Source organism: bacterium (assembly GCA_035559435.1).
Taxonomy (GTDB): Bacteria; Zixibacteria; MSB-5A5; order WJJR01; family WJJR01; genus JACQFV01.
Genome location: DATMBC010000050.1, coordinates 1 through 25369, shown reverse-complemented (window position 1 = coordinate 25369; position 25369 = coordinate 1). Strand labels below are relative to the sequence as shown.

The following is a 25369-nucleotide window of genomic DNA, read 5'->3' as shown; positions in this document are numbered from 1 at the left end:
CGTTACCGACCCTGCGTGTAGATCCGGCTGCCGTAACGGGCGACCACGATCGAATCGCCCAGCAAGTAGCGCGCGAGGAATTCGCCGGTGAATTCGTGCCCTTGCGCGTTGAACAACTCGAATTGGCCGGCGTCCTTGTCGTAGAAACGCGGGAACTCGTCGAAGACGTTGGCCAGCTCGACAAACTCGCCGCCGGCGGCGAGCACGCCGAATCGCGCCAGACGGCGGTAGCGGTGGTGCACATGGAAGATGCCGGAGGTGTCGCTCATTCCCTCCGGCGGCCAGGCAATCGGCGAGGTCACCAGCACCGGACGCGCCCCGACGGCCAGCGATTCGCGCGTCAGTCGTTCGATGTTCTCGGAGTATTCCGTCGAGGCGACACGGCGCTGGTTGAATCCCGGCGGCGCCTGGGCGGGGAGGGATGGCGGCGCCATTGCGCTCCATCCCGCTCTCAACCAGCGCACGAGGGCGCTGCGACGCAGCCAATTGTTGACCGTCACCTGCCAGCCGAAACCGACCTGCAATTGATCGTCGGCGATCCCATTGGCCGCGGGCTGGTGATCGGCCCAGGAGTAGCAGAAGAGCACGATATCCGGTTTCAGGCGGGGCAATTCCTGCCGGGCCTGGCGCACGCCCTGCACGGTTGAATAGTTGGTGACCGCCAGATTGAGCACTTCCCAGCGCCGCTTCTGTGGGTCCAGCGCGTTGAGCCGCCGCTCCAAATGGCGCGGCCAGACCGCCTCGTCGGAGACACCCAGTCCGAAGGTATTGGATTCGCCCAGGCAGACCACGCGCGTTACGCCGGCGGGTTTGTCGATGGGATAGTCCGCGCCGCGATAGCCGTGTGTGTTGATGGTGTAGCGTCCCGGTCGGATGAACTGTCCGTCGATCACGCGGCTGGGGCGGTAGCGCCAGAAGAGTTCCGGGTCCTGTTGGACCCAATCCGGGTAACGCCACTCTTGCGCTTCGATAAAGGCGGATGTCGGCGGCAGGGGAGGTGGACCGGCCAGACGGCCGGCCAGTTCGGCCACAAGAGTGGCCCCCAGGATGACGGCGAGGATGCGTGCCCTGTGTGTCCGGCGTTTGCCCATGCGCAAATGTCAGGGGAGGCCCGGAAATGGCCGCCTCCACGGGCAAACAAGGGGCTTGACCCCCTTATTGACCAGACCAAAATCGGGGGTGCGGGCTGTCCTGAGGGCCAACAAGGGGCGTATGCCCCTCGTCGGCCGAGATGGACCGTATTGTGCGACCCGCTGGATTACCGGAGCGCCTTGGCGGACAGTTTGTCCTTCAGTGCCGGATGGACCCAGATGCCGTCTTTGCGCACGAGCGTTCCGTCCATGTAGATCTCGCCGCCGCCGAATTCCTTCGTCTGGATCAGCACCAGGTCCCAGTGGATCGCCGACTTGTTGCCGTTGGGCGCTTCCTTGTAGCACTGGCCGGGGGTCAGGTGGATCGAGCCGAAAATCTTCTCGTCGAAGAGAATGTCCTTCATCGGCCGGGTGATATTGGGATTGAGGCCAAAGGAAAACTCGCCGATGTAACGCGCGCCTGGATCGGTGTCGAGGATCTTGTTGAGTTTGGCGTTGTCGGTGGCGCAGTCGGCGTGGACGATCTTCCCGTTCTTGAACACGAAGTGCACGCGATCAAAGAGGGTCGACTCATAGATCGAGGGGCAGTTGTAGGTGATCTCGCCGTTGATCGACGTGCGGACCGGGGCGGTGTAGACTTCGCCGTCGGGGATGTTGCGGTTGCCGGCGCACTTTCTCGGCGGGATGCCCTTGATCGAGAAGGTCAGATCGGTGCCGGGTCCTTTGATGTGGACCTTGTCGGTCTTGCGCATGAGCGCCGCCAACGCGTCCTGGGCCTTGTCCATCTTGGCGTAGTCGACATTGCAGACCGAGAAGTAGTAGTCCTCAAACGCCTCGCGGGAGGTCTCGGCCAGTTGCGCCATGGCGTAGTTCGGGTAACGCAGGACCACCCAGCGGGTGCGCTCGACTCTTTGCTCGAGGTGGACCGGTTTGTAGTAGTACTTCTGGTACATCTCGCGCTTGGCGCGCGGGATGTCGGCCATGGTGAAGGAGTTGTTGGAGCCGCGCACGGCAATGTAGCAGGCCATATCCCTCATCATGCGCAAGTGCATCTGGCCGTAGGCCTTCAGTTGCGCCTCCGAGGCGCCCAGCACCCAGCGGCGCTCCACCTCTTCTTCATTATAGTAGTAGAAGGGCAGGCCGCCGGCCTCGGCGACCTTCGTAACGATCTCCTTGACCAGTTCGTGGCTGTGGTCGCCTTTGGCTTCGATCAGGACCTTATCGCCGGGCTTGACCTTGGTCGAGTAGTTGACCAGGGTGTCGGCGAGTTTGACAAGACGTGGGTCTTTCATTGTAACCCCCATTTCCGATGGTGGCTCAGCGTCCGTTGTCAGGCGGGCATGGTGCGCAAGCCCGCTTCCTGCGCGTTGTCCCGCCGACGGCACGGCGGGTGCGGGAATATACAAATCCGCATCGAAAGATGATGGCATCCCGTTGACGATTTTTGTATCCCATCAAGGGATGCGCGCGCAACCCTCGCGCACGACCTCTCAATCCATTGCTTTCCCCCTCTGCCCCGAAGGGGGAGAGGGCCGGGGTGAGGGGCTGCGCCGGCCGGACAACCGTTCGCGCGGCCGACCGAGCCGTCCAAATTTGAGGAAATCATGATCACCGTGCAGGCGCCCGAGACGAGCTCACCAGCCACCATGACCACACCGCACCGACGCATCTATCTAATGAAAGACCTTCCGCCCGAAGTGGTGGCGGTGGCCTTCGCCAAGACCTCGCGATCACCGGAGCCGTTTGACCAGATCGCGCAGGAGCTCAACGAGACCAAGTCGTCGCAGTTCCACGAGAAATGGGTGGTCGGCTACGGCCATGCGTCGGTCGCCGAGCACGCGATCCTCTCATTGGCGGTCGAGAATGTTTCGATCCTCGCGGCCAAAGCGATCGAAGACAACCGGCTGGCCTCCTACACCGAGAAATCGACCCGCTACCAGATTTATGACCCCGACCATGTTTACCGTCCGGCCTGCTTCCGCAGTCATCCTGAACTCAACCAGCGCTACGAGGAATTGATCCGCGAGTTGACCAACACCTATATCGCCTGGTCGGAGCGGGCGGTCGAACATCTGCGGAAGACCGACCCCTGTCCACCGGAGAAGTCGCCGAAGGCGTGGGAGACCCGTCTGCGTGCCAAGGCCTGCGATGCCATCCGCTATCTATTGCCGACGGCGACCTTGACCAATCTCGGCTGGACGATCAACGCGCGGGCGCTGGCGCATGCGATCCGCAAGCTGACCGGCTCGCCGCTTGAGGAATTGCAGGAGATCGGCGCCGAGGTCAAACGCGCCGCGCTGGAGAAAGTCCCGACGCTGTTGAAATACGCCGATCCCGACACCGCGCGGGTGGAAGGGGCGGGGCGTGTGGCCGAACTGCTTGCCGGAACGGTCGAGCCGCCGCGCCGTGTCGCGGCCGAGACTCCGGCGGAAGTGCGTCTGCTCAAGTATGATGGCGATGGGCTTCGTCGCCTGGCGGCGGCGGTCGCCTACGCGCATCAGCCCGCCGACTGGACGCGGATGACATCAGCGCTCGAGGGCTGGTCCGAGGAGCGGCTCTTGGAGTTGATTCGCCGCAGCGTCGAGAGTCTGGGCCCGTTCGATCCGTTGCCGCGCGCCTTCGAACATCTCAATTACACGTTTGAGATCACCGTCGATTACGGCGCCTGGCGCGACATCCAGCGCCATCGCATCGGGACCCAGACCGCGCAGGACCTCACGCCTAATCTCGGCTGGACCACGCCGGCGCTGATCAAAGAGCTCGGGTTAACGTCCGACTTCGAACGCTTGATCGAACAGTCGGCGTCGGTCTACGACGCCCTCCATCCCGTCTTCCCCAACGAAGCGGTTTATGCGCTCATGCTGGCGTTCCGCAAGCGCACGCTCTTCGAATGGAACCTGCGTCAGGTCTGCCATTTCGTCAAACTTCGCGGCGGCTCCAAGGGGCATGAGGCGTATCGGATGGTGGCCTTCGACGTGTGGCGGAGGGTTCTAGAGGCGCAGCCGTGGCTGGGTCGATTGATTGCTCCGCTGGGCGAGGATTTTAGCTGATTCATAAATCGGGCGGATTGCGATTCCCGGCTGTCGCACGAGGGCAACTGCTCTGGCGCGATCAAGCAGAGGAGAAAGCAGACCCTTCGCTCCGCTCAGGGTGACCGTGTAGTTTCTGTGTGTTCCAATACGGCAATGTGTCAGCGTCCAATTTCGACGCGCCGGCATCTGTGATCGCGGTGACGAGAGTGCCCGCCGCATTGTCAAATTCGCGATTATTGACAGACGTTCTTGGAGGCCTCGTCTCGGTCAGTGTGGCGGCGCTTCCCGCGGTTTGCGCGGTGAGACATCGCGAAATTGTCCGTCCAAATTTTGACACAAATCCCGCCCCGCGCCTTTGACTTCCCCTCGGTTGCCCCCGATGATGATCCGGCTGTGATGCGGGCGCAGCGCGCCGACGGCGGACGATCCACCGCAGGCAGCCAAGTCGTTGTCAATTATGACAAAAGGCCCCCGCATTTGCCAAACAGCGGTCCGCGCTTTCAGTAGAATACATGGCATGCGGACCGACAGACACACCCCGCGGAGGTGCCCAAAATGAGCGAACGCTCCACCATGCCCGTCCCCCCCTCGTTGCCGTGGGTCCACGTCAACAGCCGGTTGTGCAAGGGATGTGATTTCTGCGTCAAGGCCTGCCCGCCGGAGGTGCTGGGGTTTTCCACCGACATCAACGAGCGCGGCTATCGCTACTCCTACTACCTTGGCGATGGCTGCACCGGATGCGGGATCTGTTTTTACAACTGCCCGGAGCCGGGCGCGATCATCGTCTGGCGCAAACCGGCGGACAAAAAGGAAAAGAAAGTCCTCAGTTAACCGGCGGGCCGTTTCGGCCGCCGGCGTCACCGATGTCCCGATGCGGGAGGACACAGCGATGAAGATCAAAGTCGTGCTCTGCAATTGCCGCGGGATGGCAACGACGTTCGACAGCGACATGAACACGTTGCCCTACGCGCTTGAAAACGAACTCGACATCGACTACACGGTGGTGCACCCCGAACTGTGTGGGAGCGGCGGCCGCGACGCGCTCGCCGACATTCTCAAAACCGCCGACGGGGAGACTTACATCATCTGCGGCGCCTGCGATCCCCAACAGCAGGAGAAAGAATTCGAATCGCTTCTGGCGGCGCACAATTTCCCGCGCGAGCGGTTCTTCCCGATCGACATACGGCTGGCACACAACGAACGCGTGGTGGACCGTCTGCGCAACGCCGTCGACGCGGTGATTGGACGGACGGGCACGCCGTAAGGCGCCCGCGCGAAGGATGAGGTGATAGCATGCGTCAGGAATTGATGAAAGGCAACGAGGCGATCGTCCTCGGCGCGCTGTTGGCCGGCTGTCGGTCGTACTTCGGGTACCCGATCACACCCGCCTCGGAAATCGCCGAAACCGCGGCCGTGATGTTCCCGCGCTTGGGCGGGACGTTCCTGCAGGCCGAGTCGGAGGTGGCGGCGATCAACATGGTCTATGGCGCGGCCTCAACCGGTCAGCGCACGATGACGGCCTCCTCGTCACCGGGGATCTCCTTGAAGATGGAAGGAATTTCCTACTGCGCCGGTTCGGAACTGCCCTGCGTGGTGGTCAACATCATGCGCGGCGGCCCGGGGCTGGGCAACATCGGCCCGGAGCAGTCCGACTACTTCCAGATGGTCAAAGGCGGCGGGCACGGCAACTATCGCATGCCGGTCCTGGCGCCCAACGGCGCGCAGGAGATGTGCGATCTCACCATGCTGGCCTTCGAACTGGCCGACAAGTATCGCAACCCCGTGGCGCTGGTCGCCGATGGGTTCATCGGACAGATGATGGAGCCGGTCAACGTGCCCAATCCGGTGCGAACATTCCCCGACAAGCCCTGGGCGGTCAAGGGGACCGGCGACACCCGGGACAGCCTGATCAGTTCCATCCACCTCGATCACAACGAACTGGAAGACCACATCAGGCACATGTATGCCAAGTATGCTGAGATCGAGAAAAACGAGGTCCGCTTCGAGGAGTACCGTCTCGAGGACGCCGACTATGTCACCGTTGCCTATGGCATCGTCTCGCGCGTGTTGATGAGCGCGGTCGATCAGGCGCGGGCCGCGGGCATCAAGGTCGGCATGCTGCGCCCGATCACGCTCTGGCCCTTCCCGGCGCCGCGTCTCAAGCAGCTGGCCGGCCACGTCAAAGGGATCCTCGTGTCCGAGTGCTCGACCGGCATGATGGTCGAAGATGTCAAGCTGGCCGTCGAGTGCCGCGTACCGGTGCAGTTCTACGGGCGCAATGGCGGGAACATCCCCAGCGCGCGGGAGCTGTACGACGCCATCGTGAAACTGACCAACACCGTCGGGTCATGACCAAGGAGAACACCGTGAAAGACGTCTTCAAAAAGCCCGACTCATTCTACGAGTTCTTTACCCGCTCGGCGGGCGTGGACAAAGAAGCGACGCACTACTGCCCCGGCTGCGGGCATGGGAACCTGCACAAACTCATCGCCGAAGCGATCGACGATTTGGACATCGCTGATCGGACGGTGTTCGTGAGCCCGGTGGGCTGCTCGGTGTTCGGTTACTACTACTTCCATGTCGGCAACGTGCAGTCGGCGCACGGCCGCGCGCCGGCGGTGGCCACCGGCATCAAGCGCGCCCTGCCGCATTCGATCGTCATTTCCTACCAGGGCGACGGCGATCTGGCGGCGATCGGCGCCAACGAGATTCTGCAGGCGGCCAACCGCGGCGAATCGATCACGGTCATCTTCGTCAACAACGCGATTTACGGCATGACCGGCGGCCAGATGGCCCCGACCACTCTGATCGACATGAAGACCACCACCACGCCGTATGGCCGTCACGCCGAAAACGAGGGCTACCCGCTGCGCATCTCGGAGTTGCTGGCGACGCTGCAGGCGCCGGTCTACATCGAGCGCTGCACCCTGGAAGATTCCAAGTCGATCATGAAGACGCGCAAGGCGATCCGCAGGGCGCTGGAGTTGCAGATCGCCAACAAGGGCTTCTCGTTGATCGAGGTGCTCAGCCCCTGTCCGACCGGATGGAAACTGGATCCGATCGATTCGCGCGAGTGGATCACCAAGAATATGCTCAACGTCTTTCCGCCGGCGGTCTACAAGGACCGCGCCGATGCGCCGTCGCGTCCGACGCCGCCGACGCCGGTGTACGATGGCGACGAAGTCCTCAAGATCATCGGCATCAAGGAGTCGGACGCGGCCCATGTGGCTAAGCTGCCGGCCGACTTCCCGACGCACAAGCTGGTGTTGGCCGGCTTCGGCGGACAGGGCATTCTGTTGCTCGGCCAACTGCTGGCAAAGTCCTCGATGCGCGAAGGGAAGTTCGTGTCGTGGCTGCCCTCCTATGGCCCCGAAATGCGGGGCGGCACGGCCAACTGCCACGTGGTCGTCTCACGCGAGCGCATCGGCTCGCCGTTTGTGACCAACCCGACCCTGTTGGTGGCGATGAACCAGCCGTCGCTGGAGAAGTTCGCCGACAGCGTGGAACCCGGCGGATTGGTGATCTACGACAGTTCCTTTGTGAAAGATGTGAAACTGCCGGCCCATGTGAAGGCGGTGCCGGTGCCGTTCTCCGAGATTGCCAACGATCTGGGGAATGCCAAGGTCGCCAACGTCGTGGCGGCGGGTACAATCATCGGCCTGACCGGTATCACCGGCGCGGACTCGTTCAAATCGCTCCTTGGATCGCTCCGCAAGGAGCTTCTCGACGCCAATCTGAAGGCCCTGGCGGCAGGGCTGGCCGAGGCCCGGCATTTCGGGGCGATGTCAAACCAGCCGTCGGTTAAGGCCACTGTGAGTTGATCATGAATATCGGAGTGATCAGACAGACCCGGGACGATGAGCGTCGCGTGCCCATCGTTCCGGCGGGCGCGCATTTGCTGACCAAAAAAGGGCACACTGTTCACATCGAGCACGACGCCGGCGCCGCCGCGGGATTCACCGACAAGGAGTATCTCGATGCCGGCGCGCAGATCGTCTACTCGCGGGCCGAGGCGGTCGGTCGCGCCGATCTCGTGCTGGGTGTCGCGCACTTCATGCAGGAGGATGTCGATCTGTTTGTACCCGGGCAGACCGTGCTCAGTTTCGGACACCTCGCGACGCTGACGGCGTCGAGCCTGCGCGGCATGATCGACAAGAAGCTGACGGCCGTCGCCTATGAGTGGATCGAAAACGACCGTGGGCAACGGCCGATCGTGGAGATCATGGGTGAAGTCGCCGGGCCGATCGCGCTGACGTTGGCCGCGACCCTGCTGGAAACGCAGCGTGGCGGACGCGGGATTCTGCTCTCCGGGCTGCCCGGCGTTCCGCCGGCGCAGGTGGTGGTGATCGGAGGCGGATCGGTGGGCATGGCGGCCGTCCGCGCCGCCTTGGGCAAGGGCGCCCAGGTGATCCTCTTCGACAAGGATCCCGAGAAGCTCCGCGCCGCCGATCGTCTTTTCGACCGGCGGGTGATCACGTTTCTCTCCTACCGGTACACACTCGAACGCGTATTGAAAAACGCGGATGTCGTGATCGGCGCCGTGCGCGTGCACGGCTCCAAGCCGCCGATCGTCATCACGCGCGAGATGGTCCGCCAGATGAAACCCGGCTCGGTGATCGTCGACTGTTCCATCGACCAGGGCGGCATCTGCGAGACGGGGCGTCCGACGACGCTGTCGGACCCGAAGTTTGTCGTCGACAACGTGATTCACTGTTGTATTCCGAACATGCCGTCGGCCGTGGCGCGCACCTCGTCGTTCGCGCTGGCCAACACCCTGTTTCCGTACATCCGCTGGTTCGCCGAGGGCGGGTTGCCCGCCGTGCTGGCCGATCAGCCGCGTTTTGCCGAAGGGATCTATCTGCGCGAGGGGCAGGCTGTCCACCCGGTGATCAAGGCCATGACGGAGCAGTTGGGAACGTCGTCCGCGCGCTGAACGTCGCGGAATCGGCGTGGGCTGCGCACGCGCCGTGGCCCTCCCGCTTCGCTGTCTTAAGCCAGCACCAGGAGATCAACAATGCAATGGGTCGAGGATTATCGCCGCAAGCTCTGCTCCGCGGAGCAGGCGGTCCGCATCATCAATAGTGGCGACAACGTGTACTATGGCGGCAACGCGGCCACGCCGAACGGCCTGATCAACGCGCTGGCGGCGCGCGCGCCGGAGCTGACCGGCGTGCAGCTCTACCACGTGCTGCTGATGGGCGACGACCCGCTGAGCCGCCCCGAGATGGCCCCGCACTTCCGGCACAACTCGCTCTTCGTCGGCCCCGCCGACCGCGAGGCGGTCAACGCCGGGCGCGCCGATTACATCCCGGTCTTCCTGCATCAGATTCCGCGTCTCTTTTATGAACGGATCGTGCCGCTCGACGTGGCCATGGTGATGGTCTCGCCGCCGGACGACCATGGATTCATGAGTTATGGTGTGGAGGTAATGAACGCCAATGCTGCCTGCACCATGGCCAAGAAAGTCATCGTGCAGGTCAATGAGCACATGCCGCGCGTGCTCGGCGATTCTTTCATCCACGTCAGCCGTGTGGCCCACATCGTCGAGCACAGCCAGCCGTTGCCCGAACTCAAGCCGCGGCCGATCAGCGATGTGGAATGCCGCATCGGCGAGCACATCCGCGGGATGCTGACCGACGGCGCCACCATCCAGATGGGGATCGGCGGCATCCCCGATGCGGTCTGGAGCATGTTGGACGGGCTCAAGGACCTGGGGATTCACACGGAGATGTTGTCCGACGGCGCGATGAACGCGATCGAGCGCGGCATCGTGACCGGCTACCGTAAGACGCTGCATCCCGGCAAAGTGGTGATCACCTTCGCCCTGGGCACCCGGGACCTCTACAACTTCCTGGACAACAACCCGGTGGTCGAAGCGCACCCGGTCGACCATGTTAACGATCCGTTCGTCATCGGGCAGAACGACAACATCGTCGGCATCAATTCGGCGATCGAAGTCGATCTCTCCGGACAGGTCTGCGCCGACTCGATCGGGCCGAAGATCTACTCCGGGTTCGGCGGTCAGGTCGACTTCATTCGCGGCGCCGCCCGCTCGCGCGGCGGCATGCCGATCATCGCGCTGCCGTCGACCGCGCGCAACGGCCAGGAGTCGCGCATCGTGCCCATGCTCAAGCATGGCGCCGGCGTGGTGACCACACGCGCCGATGTGCACTATGTCGTGACCGAACACGGTGTCGCGCGCCTGTTCGGGAAGAACCTCCGCGAACGCGCCAAGGCGCTGATCGGCATCGCCGATCCGAAATTCCGCGATGAACTGACGCGGCAGGCCCGCGAACGCAAACTGCTCTAAGACCGTTTTGCGATTCCGGCAGACTGTGGCCGCTCCCGCCACAGTCTGTTGACTTTTTCCCACGGTTTTGGCCCGCTCCGCGTCACTCTGTGCGAGAAGTAAGCGGTTGTTCGATATCTGAACACTTCGCTATCCATCGACCCGCCAGCGCCTTGCGCGCACGACGCAAGAAAATCTGTCCGCGGGCGACGCATTTGCGAATTGGCCAGTCACACGGACGCGGCGATCAATCGGCAGTGGAGACCCGCCCCGTCCGCAGACAAAGGAGGCCGGATCCAAGAGGAAACCCGAGTTTGAACGTCCCTACGAACCCCCAGACCCATGCAATTCCTCTACGCCCCGGGTTGCCGCCCTCAGCCCGGGGCTCCCTCCTTTTGCAGTCGGAGGAGGCGCCGCACAACCTGGCTGCTTACATTCTCCACCGACGTGCGCCCGATCATGGACACCAATCTTCCGCCGCCGACGGCGCCCGAACCGTCACCCACACTCCCACCTTCGCCGTTGCGCCGCTGGGATGGGGGGATGGCGCTCATCTACTTTGTCGTCGCCGCGCTGATCTCATTTGTGGCGGCACTCGCCCTGGCGGGCACGGGGGGGTTCTACACGTCGATCATCGTTTCCGAAGTGGCCGCCTTTGTGCTGATCCCGCTGGCGCTGCGGCCTCTGTTTGACACCGGCTGGCGCACTTGGACGAAGGCACCCGATGTGGGGGCGGGATTCTGGCTCTGGTGCATGATCGCCGTGGGATCATTTGCCGTCGTGCAAAGCAATGTTCCGGTCCTGCTCGATCGGCTCTGGCCGATTCCGCAGGAGCACTTTGATTTTTACCGTCAGTATCTTGCCGCCGGCTCGCCCCTCGAATTGGTGATGCTCCTGCTAACTGCCGCCGTGGTGCCGGGGATCTGCGAGGAAGTGGCGTTCCGCGGATTGATTCAAACCGGACTGCGCCGTTCGTTTGGCCAGAACGCCGCGATCCTCTGGGGTGGCGCGCTGTTTGCCCTGCTGCATCTGAATCCGTGGAATCTCATTGGCCTGTGGACCTTCGGCGCGCTGCTGGGCTACCTGCGCGAACGGACCGGATCGGTGTACCCATCGATCGCGGCGCATGTCGCCAATAATGCGATCACGCTGGTGATCTTCTCATTGCAGCGTCCCGAGGATTGGGAGAAACCGCCGGAGTTTTTGCCGTGGTATGCGACGGCGCCCGCTGGGCTGATTCTCATCCACGCGGTTCTGCAGTTGCACCGGCACACCCGCCATACCGCGGCCAGCAAACTGCCAACCGGCCCCCTGGGCGCCGATCAAACCGCGCTGTGACAACGAGTTCGCTCATGGAGTTTTTCTGCACAAAATGCGGGCAAACTCGTATGTTTGGCGGTGAGACGGGTACAATCTGGACCTGGTCTCATCCAGGGATGATGTAGGATGGATGCCTCGACGCGCCCAAAGGGTAAGGTTGCGCCAAAATCAGGACGTCGCCACGGCTTTGTCCCCAAATCGGAGGCCGAAGCGCTGATTGTCGCCGCGCGCATGATGCACGGGACTCTGCGTCTCGATGAACTGTACTCGATCGTCACCGAGCTGTTGGCGACCCTGACCGGCTCGGAAGGGGCGGTGCTCCTGTTGCATCGGCCCCGCACGCACCACCCCGTCATCTTCAAGATCTGGACGCGGACCACCGATGGCCCGCACGATCTGCCGGTTGGCGTCGGCGGCGAACTGATCGGCTGGCTGGAAGCGCGCGGCACCGATCCGCAGCCCTTTGCCACGCCGTTGGCCAACATCGATGCGGCCATCAAGGCGGTGGCCGGTGACCACGTTCGTGTCGAACGCTGGGTCCCGCTCATTCACCACGATCATGTTTTCGGCGCCGTCGCCGCGCTGGTCAACGAGGTCAATCCCGGCGCCAAGATTGACGCGCTCTTGCAGCCGCTGGCCGAGCAGGCCGCGGTGGCCTTGGAGAACGCCCTGCTCTTTCGCCGGGCCGAGCGGCAGTCGCTGGAGAATAAGAGTCTGCTTGAGGCCAGCCGGATTCTGTCCAGCTCGCTGGATCTGGATGAGGTCCTCGAGAAAATCATGGATTCGCTCAACCGCGTGCTGCCATATGACGCCGGCGGAATCTTTCTTGTGGGCAAAGACGGGCAGGTTGAACAGATCGTCGCCCGCGGCTATGGCGCCGAAGCGCCGGCACGACCGGAATCGTCGCTGCTGGAACGCAAGGCGCGCCAGGGGCTGGTGGGCTGGGTCGCGGTCAACGGACAGCCGCTGATCGTGCGCGATGTCACCCAGGATGGACGTTACCAGAACGCCCGCCAGCAGACACGCTCGGAGATGGTCGTTCCGATATTCGCCGGCGATCGGTTGGTGGGTGTCGTCAATCTCGAACGTGACATCCCCAACGGTTTCTACGAGGCCGACCTCGATCTGGTGACGGTCTTCGCCCAGCATGCCGGGATGGCGATCGAACGGGCCCGCGACCACGCCAGCGTCGTCGAACAGCGCCGCATCAAAGGCGAGCTCGAAGTCGCCAAGAGCATCCAGCAGACCTTCCTGCCCGATGACAACCCCCGCATCCCCGGCTTCGACATCGCGGGACTGAACATTCCCTCGGCGGAGGTGGGCGGGGACTACTACGATTTCATCGACATCATCGACGGGCAGATCGGGATCGCCATTGCCGATGTGGCCGGCAAAGGCGTGCCGGCGGCGCTGATCATGGCCACCTTCCGCGCCTCGCTGATCGCCGAGATCCGCAACAACTACGCGCTGCGCAGCATCATGCAGAAGGTGAACCGACTCTTGTGCGAACGCAACGAGCGTTCGCGCTTTGTCACCGCGATTTATGGCGTTCTGGATGTGCGCAACCGTATTTTCACCTTCTCCAACGCCGGCCACAATCCCGGCATCCTCTGCCGCGCTGACGGGACGATCCTGATGCTGAAGGAGGGGGGCACGGCGCTGGGGCTGTTCGAAGATTCGGTCTTTGAGGAGCGCGCCATCGGCCTTTTGCCGGGCGATCTGATTTTCCTGTACACCGACGGCGTGACCGATGTCGTCGGATTTGACGGCACCATGTTTGAGATGAACCGTCTGATCGACGTCTTGCGGGCCAACCACGGACGTTCCGCGGAGGAGATTGTCGCCAGGGTCCGTCAGGCGGTCGACGACTTTGCCGATCCGGAGCAGTCGCGCGACGACATCACCATGCTCGCCGTGCGTGTTCAGTAGACGGCCGCAGCCAATGCGCAATCGATCCCTGCCCAACACCGCGCCGACAGGCGCGGCCGGATCCGCGGCGGACGATGTCCTTGCCGGGGTGGGCGCGTATTTTGCGCGCTTCGGTTGTCCGCGACGCGGGGGCCGGATTCTGGCCGCGGTCTCCGGCGGGCCCGACTCGGTGGCGATGTTGCGCGTTCTGATGGAGTTGGCGCCCGCCCATCGCTGGCGTGTCGCGGTGGCGCATGTCAATCACGGACTGCGCGGCCGGGAATCGCAGGCGGACGAGGCGTTCGTCCGCGCGTTGGCGCGGCGCTGGGGATTGAAGTTCCACCTCCGCCGCCTTCGCCCCTCTGCCTGCCCCGACACGGCAAATGTTCAGATGTGGGCCCGCGAGGGGCGTTACCGGTTTTTCGATTCGCTGGCGACGCGCTTTGGCTATGATCATATCGCGGTCGCGCACCAACGTGACGACCGCGCCGAGACGGTCGCCGCGGCGATTGTGGATGGGGGCGGCACATTTGCGCTCTCGGGTATTCCACCGGTGCGAGGCCGGATCATCCGGCCTTTGTATGACGTCTCGCGTCAAGCCATCCTCGCCTACCTTGCCGCTGCCGGATTGTCCTACCGGGAGGATTCCTCGAATGCTGCGGCCAAGTACCAGCGCAACCGGATCCGCGCGCGGATCCTGCCGGTGCTGGCGGCGGAAAACCCCGCCATTGTCGAAGGACTGGCGCGCTTGGGCGAACAGCTCTGGCGCCAGCGCGTCTACCTCGAGACGCGCGCGGCACGGATCGTCGAGCGGTCTCTGCGCCCCTCCCGGACCGGGATGTTGGCGCTTGATGCCGGGAAGTTGGCGCGGTATGATGAGGCGTTCGACCCGTATGTTCTGCGCGATTTGATCAAGCGGATGGGATTGGCCATTGTGCCCACGACGGCGACCGTGACGCGGTTCGCCGAACTCCGGCGACGGCACAAGCAGGCGGGGACCGTGAGTCTCGAACAGGGACAATTGATCATGACGTGGTCGCAGGGCGCGTTGCATGTCGCGCGCCGTTCGGCCCGCCCACGACCGCCGGTGCCGTCGTTGCGGACCCGGGTGGTGGCGCCGTCCGCGCAACGTCGCGCCGATGACCGTCGTCTGGCCCGCTTCGACCTCGACCGTCTGGCAGGCGCCGTCACGATCCGCTGGCCCCGCCCCGGGGACCGTTATCGCCCCCTGGGTTTGCCCGGAACCAAATCGCTCTCGGAATTGTTGGCGGACCGTAAGGTGCCGTCATTTGAACGTCCTTTCGTTCCAGTGGTGGTGGACGATCAGGGCATCGTCTGGCCGGTCGGGTTTCCGATCGCCGAGCGGGTGCGCCTGACCAGCCGGACACGACGGGTCCTGGAGGCCCGTGTGGTGGAGGGATCATGGAAGAAGACGTCTTGACGATACCCCCTGAACGGACGGTGCCTGCGATGGAAGTCTTGCTGTCCGCCGATCAGATCCATCGCCGGGTTGGGGAGTTGGCGCGCGAGATCGACCGCGGTTTTATCGATGAGACTCCGATTCTGATCGGGATGCTCAAAGGCAGTTTCATCTTCGTGGCCGATCTGTGCCGGGCGATGCATATTCCGCACCATATTGACTTTATGGCGGTGGCCGCCTACGGGGCGGGGACCGCCGCCTCCGGCGCTCCCAAGTTGTTGAAAGATTTGACGGTGAACATCACCGGACGGAGCGTCATCATTGTAGAAGACATTGTGGACACCGGAGCCACTTTGTCCCATATTCGCCGGCTCCTGATGACCCGGCAGCCCCGGCGCCTGGCCTGCGTGGCCCTGCTGGACAAGCGGGCGGTCGAGGACCCGGAACTGCCGATAGAGTATGTGGGGTTTAAAATCGACGGTGGGTTTGTGGTCGGCTACGGGCTGGACTTGGCGGAACGGTACCGCCACCTGCCATACATCGGGCGATTGAACCCGACTCAAACAGAGGAGACTGATTCGCGTGCCTGATTCATCGCCACAACGTCCCGGCGGTCTCCCCAAGGGACGCATTCCCCGCAACTCGACCGAGCCGGACGGCAAGTCGCCGTTTTCGTGGAAACGGTCCTCGCGCACCTTGGTGTTCTGGATCGCGCTGATCACCATTTCCGCGCTGTTGGTCAACTACTACAGTTTCAGCCGCGAAGTCGCCGCGGAGCTGACCTACAGTGAATTCCTGGAGCAACTTGACAGCGACAACGTCGCCTCGGTCACCTTCATTGAACGCACCGTCGAAGGCGCCTTCAAAGTCGATGTGCTCAAGACCGTCAACAACCGCGCTCGTCCGGTGAAGGAATTCCGTCTGCTTCTGCCCACCAGCGAGCCGGGCGATCTGCTCGCCCGTCTGGAGGCGCACAAAGTCGAAATCAAGGCCAAGGAGCAGGGGGTCAACTGGGTCAGTCTGCTCCTCGGGTTTGCCCCGTGGCTGCTGATCCTGGTGTTCTTCTGGCTGTTCATGTTCCGCCAGATGCAGTCCGGCCCGAAGGGCATTTTCTCCTTCGGCAAGAGCCGCGCGCGTCTGTTGGCGGAAGACCGTCCCAAGGTCACCTTCGCCGATGTGGCCGGCGCCGATGAGGCCAAGCAGGAACTGCAGGAGGTCATCGACTTTTTGCGCGATCCCGGACGGTTCCAGCGTCTGGGCGGCAAGATTCCCAAAGGCGTGCTGTTGCTCGGCCCGCCCGGAACCGGCAAGACCCTGCTGGCGCGCGCCGTGGCCGGCGAAGCGGCGGTGCCCTTCTTCTCGATGTCGGGTTCTGATTTCGTCGAGATGTTCGTCGGCGTCGGCGCCTCGCGTGTGCGCGACCTGTTCGAGCAGGGCAAGCGTTCCGCGCCCTGCATCATTTTCATCGACGAGATCGACGCGGTGGGACGTCACCGCGGCGCCGGCCTGGGCGGCGGGCATGACGAACGCGAACAGACACTGAACCAATTGCTCGTCGAGATGGACGGATTCGAATCCAACGAAGGCGTCATTCTGCTGGCGGCGACCAACCGTCCCGATGTGCTCGACCCGGCGTTGCTGCGTCCGGGACGCTTCGACCGCCAGGTGGTGGTTGACGCCCCCGACGTGCGCGGCCGCGAGGGTATCCTCAAGGTGCACACCCGCCGTATCCCGGTGGCGCCCGATGTCGATTTGAAGGTGCTGGCGCGCGGCACCCCCGGCCTCTCCGGCGCCGACCTGGCCAATATGGTCAATGAGGCGGCGTTGTTGGCCGCACGGCGCAGCCGCGACAAGGTCACCATGGAGGACTTCGAGAACGCCAAGGACAAGGTGATGATGGGCACCGAGCGGCGTTCACTGGTCATCTCCGCCGAGGAAAAGAAGACCACGGCCTATCATGAGGCCGGCCACGCCCTGCTCGGCAAACTCATCCCCAACGCCGACCCGGTGCACAAGGTCACGATCATCCCGCGCGGCATGGCGCTGGGGGTGACGCACTTTCTGCCGGTCGATGAGAAGCACACTCATTCCAAGGACTATCTCGAGACCCGGCTGATCTGGATCATGGGCGGGCGCACCGCCGAACGGCTGGTGTTCAACCAACTGACCACCGGCGCCGGCAACGATCTCGAACGCGCCACCGCGCTGGCGCGGAAGATGGTCTGCGAGTGGGGCATGTCGGAGAAACTCGGCCCGATGACCTTCGGCAAGAAGCAGGAGGAGATCTTCCTGGGCCGTGAAATCGCGCAGCACCGCGACTACTCGGAGCGCACCGCGCAGATGATCGATGACGAGGTCAAGCGCATCCTCTCCGAATCGGAAGAGAAGGCGCTGAAGTTGCTGTCTGAGAACATGGATAAGCTGCACGCCATCGCCAAGGCGCTTCTGGAGCGCGAGATTCTCGACGGCGAGCAGATCGACATCCTGTTGCGCGGCGAGGCCCTGCCGCCCGTCACCGAGACCGCCGCCGCCAAGAGCCAGACTGCGCCGGTCATCACACCGGCGCCGACGACGCCGCGACCGGTCGGACCGCTCGGTGACGTCGCCCCGGGCGCCAGCCCGGCATAATTGATTCTCCGTCCGGAATGTCATTCCTTGGGGGGCGCGGAACACCGCGCCCCTTTTCCTTGAGGCGCCCATGCCCGACTCCCTCTGGCCCGCCGGTCCATCCCCTTGGATCATGGGGATATTGAATGTTACGCCCGACTCGTTCTCTGACGGCGGCCAGTTTATCGACCCCGTCCATGCGGTCGAGCAGGCGCGGCGGATGATCGAAGAGGGCGCCGACATCATCGACGTCGGCGGGGAATCGACCCGCCCCGGCGCGCAGTCGGTGCCCGCGAAGGCGCAAATCGAGCGTGTGGTGCCCGTAATCCAGGCGATTCGTCGCTTCTGGGACGGGCCGATCTCCATCGATACCACCCGCGCGCAGGCCGCCGAAGCCGCGCTCGACGCCGGGGCAAGCTGGATCAACGACATCTCGGCGTTGCGTGATGATCCAGCGATGGCCGTCCTCGCCGCGCGCCGCGGCTGCCCGACGGTGCTCATGCACATGCTCGGCACGCCGCGCGACATGCAGAGTGCGCCCCACTATGATGACGTGGTCGGGGAGGTCTGCGGCTTCCTCGCCGACCGGGCGCGCACCGCCGATGCGATCGGGATCGCGCGCGACAGGCTCATCCTGGATCCGGGCATCGGTTTCGGCAAGACGCTCGAACACAACCTGGCCCTTTTGCGACACCTTCCGCGCCTGACCTCGCTGGGTTATCCGGTGCTGATCGGGGCCTCGCGCAAATCGTTCATCGGCCATCTGACCGGCGCCGCGGTGGACAACCGCCTGCCCGGCTCGCTGGCGGCCGCGCTGGCTGCCGTGGATGCCGGCGCGGCGATCGTGCGCGTTCATGATGTGGCCGCCACCCGTCAGGCATTGACGGTGCACGCTGCCCTCCGGCCTCGCTGATTGGGTGGGCGGGCCTGATTGACCGCGGCGCGCGGCGTGCGTATTATGCGGTGCACGTTGCCCACTCGGCCGCGGAGGGACGGTGGAACTGTTCCACATCGGTTTTCTTCAGTTCCGTCTCATCGACCTCATCGATGTGCTGGTGGTGTCGTACATCTTTTACCGGATGTTCCTGCTGGTCAAGGGGACACGTTCGGCGCACATCGTGGCGGGTCTCATGCTCGTCGGTGTGCTTGCCTTTCTGGCGCTCTGGTTTCAGTTGCGCGGCGTGAGTTGGCTGTTCACCAACCTGGCGACTGTGGGCTTCATCGTGTTGGTGGTGGTGTTCCAGCCGGAATTGCGCGGCGCGCTGGCGCAGATCGGCCAGTCGCGCCTCTTCCGGTCGCTGTTGCGCATTCAGGACAGCACCTCGATGGACGAGGTCATCCGCGGGGTGGAGCGGCTGACCGAACTGGGATGGGGCGGGCTGATTGTGATCGAACGCGATGTTGGGTTGCGCAACATCGCCGAGACTGGCAAGTTCGTCAATTCCAAGGTCTCGGCCGAACTGCTGGTCACCATCTTTACGCCGCATTCGCCGCTGCACGATGGCGCGGTCATCATCCGTGGCGAGAACATCAACGCGGCCGCCTGCACGCTGCCGTTGACGCTCAACGAGGAGTACGCCGACCTCTTCGGCATGCGCCACAAGGCCGCGGTGGGAATCACTGAAGTCTCCGACGCGATCGCCATCGTCGTTTCGGAGGAGACCCGCCAGATCTCGCTGGCGCACGGCGGACGCCTGTACCGCAACATCCCGTTGGATAAGTTAAGCGAGAACGTGTCCGCGCTGATGTCGTCGTAGGCGCACCCATCACGTTCCCCCGAGGCGCGATGCAATTCGTCGATGAAGTCATTGTGCGCATCAGCGCCGGTCGCGGCGGGGCCGGCTGTGTGTCGTTTCGCCGCGAGAAATTCGTGCCGAAAGGCGGGCCCGACGGCGGCGACGGCGGCAAGGGCGGGGATGTGGTCGCCGAAGTCGATCCCAACCTGGCCACTTTGTTGGATTTGCGATACAAGAAACACATCCGCGCCAGGAACGGCGAGCACGGTTCCGGTGCCCTGCGCGCCGGCGCCGGGGGCGCCGACGCCATCATCCGCGTGCCCCCCGGCACCCTGATCTTCGATCAGGAAGAGGGGCGCCTGCTGGCCGAACTGATTCATCCGGGCGAGCGGGCGATCATCGCGCGGGGCGGCGCCGGCGGCAAGGGCAACGCCCACTTCAAGACCGCCACACGGCAGGCGCCGCGCCGCGCCCAGTCGGGCATGCCCGGCGAGTCGCGGCTGATCAAAATCGAACTCCGTCTGATCGCCGATGTCGGCCTGGTCGGCTACCCCAACGCGGGGAAATCCACCTTCCTGAAAGCCGTCTCGGCCGCCGAGCCGAAGATCGCCGCCTATCCTTTCACCACCCTCCAGCCGCAGTTGGGTGTGGTCGAGCGCCACGACTTCCGTACTTACACCGTGGCCGATTTGCCCGGACTGATCGATGGCGCGCATGAGGGAAAGGGACTTGGCTTCCGCTTCCTCCGCCACATCCAACGCACACGCGTCTTGCTGTTCGTCCTGGATATCACAGCCGATTCTCCGGGCGACGATCTGGCGCACCTGCTTGCGGAACTGCAGGCGTACGACCCCCTGCTGCTGGAAAAGCCGCGTCGGGTCGTACTCAATAAGATCGACCTGCTGCCGGGAGGATCGGTTGATCTGGCCGATTACCCGTTCGCCGACTTTGCCATCTCCGCCATGACCGGGCGCGGCATCGAGCCGGTCCTGCAATCGCTTGACCAGTTGCTATTGCCCGGCGAAGTTGTGACGCGGCCGGGCGCAGAATGACAAAGTGATCGCCGCCCCTCAGGCCGAGTATTCTCATTACCCGTCATGTCCGTCTCCGATCCCCGCTTTCCAGTCGACGCCGAATACTGGCTGGCGCTGTCGCGTTTGCCGGGAGTGGGACGCGCCACCTTTCTGCGTCTGGTCGAGGCCTTTCAGTCGCCGCGCGGGGCATGGGAGCGGTCTGATTCCGAATGGAACGGGGCGGAGGTGTCGCGAACACGTCTGGAGACTCATTCGGCGCGCGGCGAGGCGCTGGCCTGGGCCCAAAAACAAGTCGACCAGTTGGCGGCCAGCGCCTGGCGGCTTATCGTCTACGGCGGCCCCGAGTATCCTGCGCGGCTTTCGATGCTGCGCTATCCGCCGCCCTACCTGTTCGTGTTGGGGGAAATCCCCGAGCCGCCGGCGTTGGCGATCGTCGGCTCACGGAAGGTGACGGAATACGGCGCCCGAATCACTCAGCAGTTGGCCGAAGATCTGGCGGCCGCCGGCCTGGTGATTGTCTCCGGGTTTGCCCGCGGGATCGACACGATCGCCCACAAGGCGGCGATCGCCATGAAGGGGAAGACCATTGCCGTCTGGGGAACCGGACCGGATCAGGTGTATCCGGAGGAAAACCGGGATCTGGTCAACGAAGTGGCGGCCCATGGCTGTATCCTGACCGAATTCCCCTTTGGGCTGGCACCTGACGCCGCCAACTTCCCCGTGCGGAATCGACTGATCTCCGGGATGTCCGATGGCGTCCTGGTGGCGCAGGCGCGCCGCAATTCGGGGGCGTTGCTGACGGCCGAACATGCTCTCGAGCAGGGCAAGGAGATCTTTGCCATTCCCGGCGAAATCGGGCAGGAGGCATTCGCCGGCACCCATGGCCTGCTTAAGCAGGGGGCGCGGATTGTCACCTGCGCCGAGGATATTCTGAGCGCCTTCCAGCTGGCGGCGCCCGCGCGCGTCCGCCGCGGTGCGGAATCGACCCCGGCGGTGGCGGCGCCGATGCCGCCGCTCAACGACATCGAACGGCGTGTCTACGAGGGCATCGGAACAACCGCTTGCCACATCGACCGGCTGGCGGTTTCTTTGAACCTGTCGGTCGGCGAGACCGCTCGCGTCCTGACCATGCTGGAGTTGAAGGGTCTGGTGACCAAACAAGCCGGCAACTTGATTGCCCGCGCGCGCTGACCGCTACCGACGCAAACCTTGCCGGCCACCGCGACCGTGATTGAGAAAAACGTGACCGTCAGCAACCCGTTGGGTGTCCACGCCCGCCCTTCGGCCATGATTGTGCAAACCGCCTCGAAGTTCCGCTCCGATGTCTGGCTGATCAAAGACGGCAATAAGGTCAATGCCAAAAGCATGCTGGGGGTGATGACACTGGCCGCGGAAATGGGGTCGGTGGTCACCATCGGCGCGGAGGGTTCCGACGAGGAGAAAGCGGTCGACGCGCTGATCAAGGTCTTTGAGATGCGCTTCGGCGAGCGATGACCATGCCGACTCCGGAGATGGCCCGTGATGTGCGCCTGCGCGGCATTGCCGCCGCGCCGGGCATTGCGCTGGGCCCGGCGTTTGTGTACCGCGTGGGGCACGAAGCCCCGCCGGTGCGTTACCTGATGGCGGAGGAGAGCCCCGACGCCGAATGCGCCCGTCTGGATGCGGCGCTGGCGGCGGTCCGCGCCGATCTGCTGCGCCTGAAGAAGGAGTCGCCGGGGACCGTCGGATCGGCCCTGGCCAAGATTTTCGATGCGCAGGTGATGATCGTCGATGATCCGGCGATCTGCGCGCAAGTGAAGGATGCGATCACCACGCAACGCCTCGGCGCGGAGAGCGCCTTTGATCGCGTGGTCGGCGAGGCACAGAAGGCGATCGAACGCTCGCAGGACCAATACCTCCGCGAGATGGCCAACGACATCGAAGCGGTCAAGATGCGGGTCATCAATCAACTGATGGGCCACGGGATTTCCGCCGAACACCATCCCAGCTCGCCGTCGGTCATCCTCGCCAACACCATCACCCCGGCCGACATCATGAGTTTGAGCAAGGGACTGGTGCTGGGCGTGGTGACGCAGACCGGCGGGCAAACGTCGCACACCGCGTTATTGGCCAAGTCGCTGGGGATCCCGGCGGTGTCGGGCGTGGACTTCGACATGCGCACCGTGCGCCCGGCGACCATGCTGGTGGTCGACGGCTTTTCCGGCGTGGTCATTCTCAACCCGGCCCCCCAGACCATCGAGTTCTTTGAGCGCAAAAAGAAGCGCACACACTCACCCTGGCCGAAGAAGCTGGATGCGCTGCGCGATCTGCCCGCCGTAACCACTGATCGCCACCGCATCGCGATCCTGGCCAACATCGACTTGGCCGCCGAGACCGATCTGGCGCTGGCGGCCGGGGCGGGCGGTGTCGGACTGTATCGCACCGAGTATCTCTTTCTGCAGAAAGGCGGATACCCGCCCGAGGCGCGCCAGGTGGAAATCTATCGCCAGGCGATCGCCGGATTGCAGGGACGGCCGCTGGTTGTGCGCACCTTTGATCTGGGTTCCGACAAAGCGGCGCCCGATGCGCCGCCGGAAGCCAATCCCGCGCTGGGCGTGCGCGGTATCCGCCTGTCGCTGGAGAAGTCCGCCACGTTGCTGGCGCAGTTGCGCGCGCTTCTGACCGCCTCCGCGGCGGGACCTATCTGGGTGATGGTGCCGATGATCGCCACGGTGGAGGAGTTTGACCAGGTGCGCGCCCTCTGGTCGCGCGCCAAACAGGAATTGCGCGCGCGCAAAATCCCGTTCGATCCCGCGACCAAACTGGGGCTGATGGTCGAGACCCCTGCGGCAGTGCAACTGGCCGACGAACTGGCGGCCCGCGCCGATTTCTTCTCGGTCGGCACCAACGATCTGGTGCAGTACACCACCGCGGTTGACCGCGGCAATCACCGGCTGCATGCCCTCCAGCACTACTGGCATCCTTCCCTCTGGCGTCAGTTGGCGCAGGTTGTCAAGGCCGGGCACAAAGCCGGCATTCCGGTTGGTATCTGCGGCGAGATGTCGGGCGATCCGAAGGCGGTTCTGCCGCTTCTGGGCATGGGGTTCGACTCGCTTTCCCTCCACCCGAATTCCATCCCGCGGGTCAAGGCGCTGGTGCGCGCGGCCTCGTATGCGCAGTGCCGCCAGACCGTCGCACGCATCCTCGGCGCGTCCACGGCCGATCAAATTCGCAAGCTTGCGACCACGTTGCATGACAAGACGGTGCGCGCGATACGGGTGTAACCGTCAAGCCGACACGACCGTGCTGCCAACCGTCTCGATCATAGCCCCCGGCAATCCGCGCATCATTGCGGCGCTCGATGACGCGTCCGTCCATCGGCGTCTGGACACGGCCGGGATGTGGGATGCGATCGCGGCTTTCCCGGCGCACCTAAAGGAAGCGCCGGCGCTGGCCCAACAGGTGGATTGGCGCTCCTACAAGCCCACGACCCCCGCCGGCGTCTGTGTCTGCGGAATGGGAGGCTCGGCCATTGGCGGCGATCTGGCGCGCTCTTACTGGGAATACGAGTCGCCGGTGCCGATGCTTGTGGTCCGCGCCGATCGTCTGCCGGAGTACATCAACCGTTTTTGGATGGTGATTGTCTCCAGCTACTCCGGCAACACCACCGAGGCGCTGGCGGCCGCCGACGATGCGTGTGCCCGCGGCAGCAGCATCCTCGCGCTGTCCGCCGGCGGGGAACTGGCCGAACGGGCGCGGGCGCGACGCTGGCCGCTGATCACCGTTCCCGGCGGCTTGATGCCGCGCGCCGCGCTAGGTTACTCTTTCGGTCCTGTCATGCTGGCGCTGATGCGCTGGGGAGTCGTGCCGGACCGCGAGGCGGACTTGCTGCGAACCGCCGGGCAATTGGCCGATGCCCGGGCCGCCCTGGAGCCGACGACACCCGCCGTGTCCAACCCCGCCAAACAGGCAGCGGCGGCATTGGCGGGCCGCATTGTCTGTGTCTATGGCACGACGGGTTACACCGATGTGGCCGCGGTCCGCTTAAAGTCGCAACTTTGCGAAAACGGCAAGGCCGTGGCGTTCGCCAGTGCCCTGCCGGAACTGAATCACAACGAGATCGTCGGACTCGATGCCAGCGGCGACCCGGAGCGGTTGGCGGTCGTCGTTCTGCGTTCCAGCGAAGAACCGAAGCCGGCGGCGCGCCGTCTCGACTGGCTCGAACGCCGTGTCGCCGCGCGCGGCATTCCGCTGGTGACGCTTTCCAGCAATGCAACCGACCGTCTGTCGCACCTGTTGTCGCTGGTGCAGATGGGGGACGCCATCAGTTACTACGTGGCCATCGCCACGGGCCATGATCCGACACCCATTCCCGCCATCACGGCGCTCAAAAGGGAGATTGGGTGAGGACACGACTCTGGACCCTCATGCTTGCCGTGTTCTGTCTGCTGCCGTTGCTGCTCGGCGCAGGCGAAGGCGCGCCGGCCGATGGCGGAGGCAACGGCGCCTTCCGTATTGAACGTCTGAATGTGATGATCTTCGCCGCGATCTTTGCCGCGGCGGTGCTCTGGTATATCCGCCGCGCCATGCGGGGCGAGAAGTTCTATATCCGGCCGCTCACCGGCCTTGGCGCGGTCGATGAGGCGGTCGGACGCGCCACCGAGATGGGGCGGCCGGTGATCTTCATCCCCGGCACCGGCGAACTGGATCAGATCCAGACGATCGCCGGGCTGTCGGTCCTCGGACGGGTTGCCGCGGCGACGGCGCGTCTGCGCACGCCGCTGCGCGTGCCGGTGCTCTACCCGTTGCCGATGGCCGCCGCGCAGGAGACGGTCAAGCAGGCCTACCTGGACGAGGGCAACACCGATCCGCTGGATCCGCAGACGGTGCAGTATGTCGCCGGCGAATCATTCTCCTATTCGGCGCGCATCGGCGGGATGATGGCGCGCGAAC

The 25369-nt window shown here is 64.1% G+C and carries 22 protein-coding genes; 20 read left to right on the top strand and 2 right to left on the bottom strand.

All coding sequences use genetic code 11. From position 1 onward, the window contains the following. Positions 1-2: 2 nt before the first annotated feature. Together VNN55_05625 and VNN55_05620 are read right to left on the bottom strand one after the other, a co-directional pair. Positions 3-1091 (bottom strand): GDSL-type esterase/lipase family protein, encoded by a 1089-nt coding sequence (locus tag VNN55_05625; GenBank protein ID HWO57027.1) that lies wholly within the window; start codon positions 1089-1091, stop codon positions 3-5. A gap of 167 nt (positions 1092-1258) precedes the next feature. Then, positions 1259-2383, bottom strand: coding sequence for an aminopeptidase (locus tag VNN55_05620; GenBank protein HWO57026.1), 1125 nt, complete (start codon positions 2381-2383; stop codon positions 1259-1261). Positions 2384-2695: 312 nt separating this feature from the next. On the opposite strand from VNN55_05620, the gene VNN55_05615 reads away from it, so the two are divergent. The 20 genes from VNN55_05615 to VNN55_05520 all read left to right on the top strand — a co-directional run. Further along, positions 2696-4141, top strand: a complete 1446-nt coding sequence (locus VNN55_05615; protein ID HWO57025.1) for an FAD-dependent thymidylate synthase — start codon at positions 2696-2698, stop codon at positions 4139-4141. A 537-nt stretch (positions 4142-4678) separates the two neighbouring features. Then, positions 4679-4954, top strand: a complete 276-nt coding sequence (locus VNN55_05610) for a 4Fe-4S dicluster domain-containing protein (GenBank protein ID HWO57024.1) — start codon at positions 4679-4681, stop codon at positions 4952-4954. A gap of 58 nt (positions 4955-5012) precedes the next feature. Beyond that, entirely contained in the window at positions 5013-5387 is a 375-nt protein-coding gene (locus VNN55_05605) for a hypothetical protein (protein ID HWO57023.1), read from the top strand. Positions 5388-5416: 29 nt separating this feature from the next. Further along, positions 5417-6475, top strand: coding sequence for a 3-methyl-2-oxobutanoate dehydrogenase subunit VorB (locus tag VNN55_05600; GenBank protein ID HWO57022.1), 1059 nt, complete (start codon positions 5417-5419; stop codon positions 6473-6475). A gap of 14 nt (positions 6476-6489) precedes the next feature. After that, the gene (locus VNN55_05595) at positions 6490-7944 is read left to right on the top strand and encodes a 2-oxoacid:acceptor oxidoreductase family protein (protein ID HWO57021.1); all 1455 of its coding nucleotides are present in this window, start codon (positions 6490-6492) and stop codon (positions 7942-7944) included. Positions 7945-7946: 2 nt separating this feature from the next. Next, positions 7947-9056 (top strand): alanine dehydrogenase, encoded by a 1110-nt coding sequence (locus VNN55_05590; GenBank protein HWO57020.1) that lies wholly within the window; start codon positions 7947-7949, stop codon positions 9054-9056. An 81-nt stretch (positions 9057-9137) separates the two neighbouring features. After that, positions 9138-10433: an acetyl-CoA hydrolase/transferase C-terminal domain-containing protein gene (locus tag VNN55_05585; GenBank protein HWO57019.1), complete on the top strand. Its 1296-nt coding sequence runs from the start codon at positions 9138-9140 to the stop codon at positions 10431-10433. A gap of 438 nt (positions 10434-10871) precedes the next feature. Next, complete coding sequence (locus tag VNN55_05580) at positions 10872-11750, top strand: type II CAAX endopeptidase family protein (GenBank protein HWO57018.1); 879 nt, start codon at positions 10872-10874, stop codon at positions 11748-11750. A gap of 213 nt (positions 11751-11963) precedes the next feature. Further along, on the top strand, positions 11964-13661 hold the full coding sequence (locus tag VNN55_05575; GenBank protein ID HWO57017.1) for a SpoIIE family protein phosphatase: 1698 nt from the start codon (positions 11964-11966) through the stop codon (positions 13659-13661). A 13-nt stretch (positions 13662-13674) separates the two neighbouring features. After that, positions 13675-15081 (top strand): tRNA lysidine(34) synthetase TilS, encoded by a 1407-nt coding sequence (gene tilS, locus VNN55_05570; GenBank protein ID HWO57016.1) that lies wholly within the window; start codon positions 13675-13677, stop codon positions 15079-15081. Next, entirely contained in the window at positions 15063-15650 is a 588-nt protein-coding gene (hpt, locus tag VNN55_05565) for a hypoxanthine phosphoribosyltransferase (protein HWO57015.1), read from the top strand. The genes tilS and hpt overlap by 19 nt, the downstream gene beginning before the upstream one ends. 127 nt (positions 15651-15777) lie before the next feature. Continuing rightward, positions 15778-17688 carry an ATP-dependent zinc metalloprotease FtsH gene (gene ftsH / locus VNN55_05560; GenBank protein ID HWO57014.1) on the top strand — a complete coding sequence of 637 codons (1911 nt, stop codon included), beginning with the start codon at positions 15778-15780 and terminating at the stop codon, positions 17686-17688. Between the two features lie 70 nt (positions 17689-17758). Further along, complete coding sequence (gene folP / locus VNN55_05555) at positions 17759-18580, top strand: dihydropteroate synthase (GenBank protein HWO57013.1); 822 nt, start codon at positions 17759-17761, stop codon at positions 18578-18580. 82 nt (positions 18581-18662) lie between these two features. Then, entirely contained in the window at positions 18663-19424 is a 762-nt protein-coding gene (gene cdaA, locus VNN55_05550) for a diadenylate cyclase CdaA (GenBank protein HWO57012.1), read from the top strand. A gap of 29 nt (positions 19425-19453) precedes the next feature. Then, positions 19454-20455 carry a GTPase ObgE gene (obgE, locus tag VNN55_05545; GenBank protein ID HWO57011.1) on the top strand — a complete coding sequence of 334 codons (1002 nt, stop codon included), beginning with the start codon at positions 19454-19456 and terminating at the stop codon, positions 20453-20455. Between the two features lie 45 nt (positions 20456-20500). Beyond that, positions 20501-21628 carry a DNA-processing protein DprA gene (gene dprA, locus VNN55_05540; protein HWO57010.1) on the top strand — a complete coding sequence of 376 codons (1128 nt, stop codon included), beginning with the start codon at positions 20501-20503 and terminating at the stop codon, positions 21626-21628. 36 nt (positions 21629-21664) lie between these two features. After that, positions 21665-21931: an HPr family phosphocarrier protein gene (locus tag VNN55_05535; GenBank protein ID HWO57009.1), complete on the top strand. Its 267-nt coding sequence runs from the start codon at positions 21665-21667 to the stop codon at positions 21929-21931. After that, positions 21928-23700 (top strand): phosphoenolpyruvate--protein phosphotransferase, encoded by a 1773-nt coding sequence (gene ptsP, locus VNN55_05530; protein ID HWO57008.1) that lies wholly within the window; start codon positions 21928-21930, stop codon positions 23698-23700. The genes VNN55_05535 and ptsP overlap by 4 nt, the downstream gene beginning before the upstream one ends. A gap of 19 nt (positions 23701-23719) precedes the next feature. Further along, on the top strand, positions 23720-24823 hold the full coding sequence (locus VNN55_05525) for a bifunctional phosphoglucose/phosphomannose isomerase (GenBank protein HWO57007.1): 1104 nt from the start codon (positions 23720-23722) through the stop codon (positions 24821-24823). After that, the coding region (locus VNN55_05520; protein ID HWO57006.1) for a DUF6754 domain-containing protein at positions 24820-25369 on the top strand (550 nt) is incomplete at its 3' end. The genes VNN55_05525 and VNN55_05520, both read left to right, overlap by 4 nt.

Excerpts from the sequence above, each read along its gene's own strand:
- VNN55_05620 (HWO57026.1), bottom strand. The coding sequence starts at position 2,383 with ATGAAAGACCCACGTCTTGTCAAACTCGCCGACACCCTGGTCAACTAC.
- dprA (HWO57010.1), top strand. The coding sequence starts at position 20,501 with ATGTCCGTCTCCGATCCCCGCTTTCCAGTCGACGCCGAATACTGGCTG.
- hpt (HWO57015.1), top strand. The coding sequence starts at position 15,063 with ATGGAAGAAGACGTCTTGACGATACCCCCTGAACGGACGGTGCCTGCG.
- VNN55_05605 (HWO57023.1), top strand. The coding sequence starts at position 5,013 with ATGAAGATCAAAGTCGTGCTCTGCAATTGCCGCGGGATGGCAACGACG.
- VNN55_05600 (HWO57022.1), top strand. The coding sequence starts at position 5,417 with ATGCGTCAGGAATTGATGAAAGGCAACGAGGCGATCGTCCTCGGCGCG.
- VNN55_05575 (HWO57017.1), top strand. The coding sequence starts at position 11,964 with ATGATGCACGGGACTCTGCGTCTCGATGAACTGTACTCGATCGTCACC.
- VNN55_05610 (HWO57024.1), top strand. The coding sequence starts at position 4,679 with ATGAGCGAACGCTCCACCATGCCCGTCCCCCCCTCGTTGCCGTGGGTC.
- tilS (HWO57016.1), top strand. The coding sequence starts at position 13,675 with ATGCGCAATCGATCCCTGCCCAACACCGCGCCGACAGGCGCGGCCGGA.
- folP (HWO57013.1), top strand. The coding sequence starts at position 17,759 with ATGCCCGACTCCCTCTGGCCCGCCGGTCCATCCCCTTGGATCATGGGG.
- ptsP (HWO57008.1), top strand. The coding sequence starts at position 21,928 with ATGACCATGCCGACTCCGGAGATGGCCCGTGATGTGCGCCTGCGCGGC.
- obgE (HWO57011.1), top strand. The coding sequence starts at position 19,454 with ATGCAATTCGTCGATGAAGTCATTGTGCGCATCAGCGCCGGTCGCGGC.
- VNN55_05590 (HWO57020.1), top strand. The coding sequence starts at position 7,947 with ATGAATATCGGAGTGATCAGACAGACCCGGGACGATGAGCGTCGCGTG.
- VNN55_05615 (HWO57025.1), top strand. The coding sequence starts at position 2,696 with ATGATCACCGTGCAGGCGCCCGAGACGAGCTCACCAGCCACCATGACC.
- VNN55_05580 (HWO57018.1), top strand. The coding sequence starts at position 10,872 with ATGGACACCAATCTTCCGCCGCCGACGGCGCCCGAACCGTCACCCACA.
- VNN55_05625 (HWO57027.1), bottom strand. The coding sequence starts at position 1,091 with ATGGGCAAACGCCGGACACACAGGGCACGCATCCTCGCCGTCATCCTG.
- VNN55_05585 (HWO57019.1), top strand. The coding sequence starts at position 9,138 with ATGCAATGGGTCGAGGATTATCGCCGCAAGCTCTGCTCCGCGGAGCAG.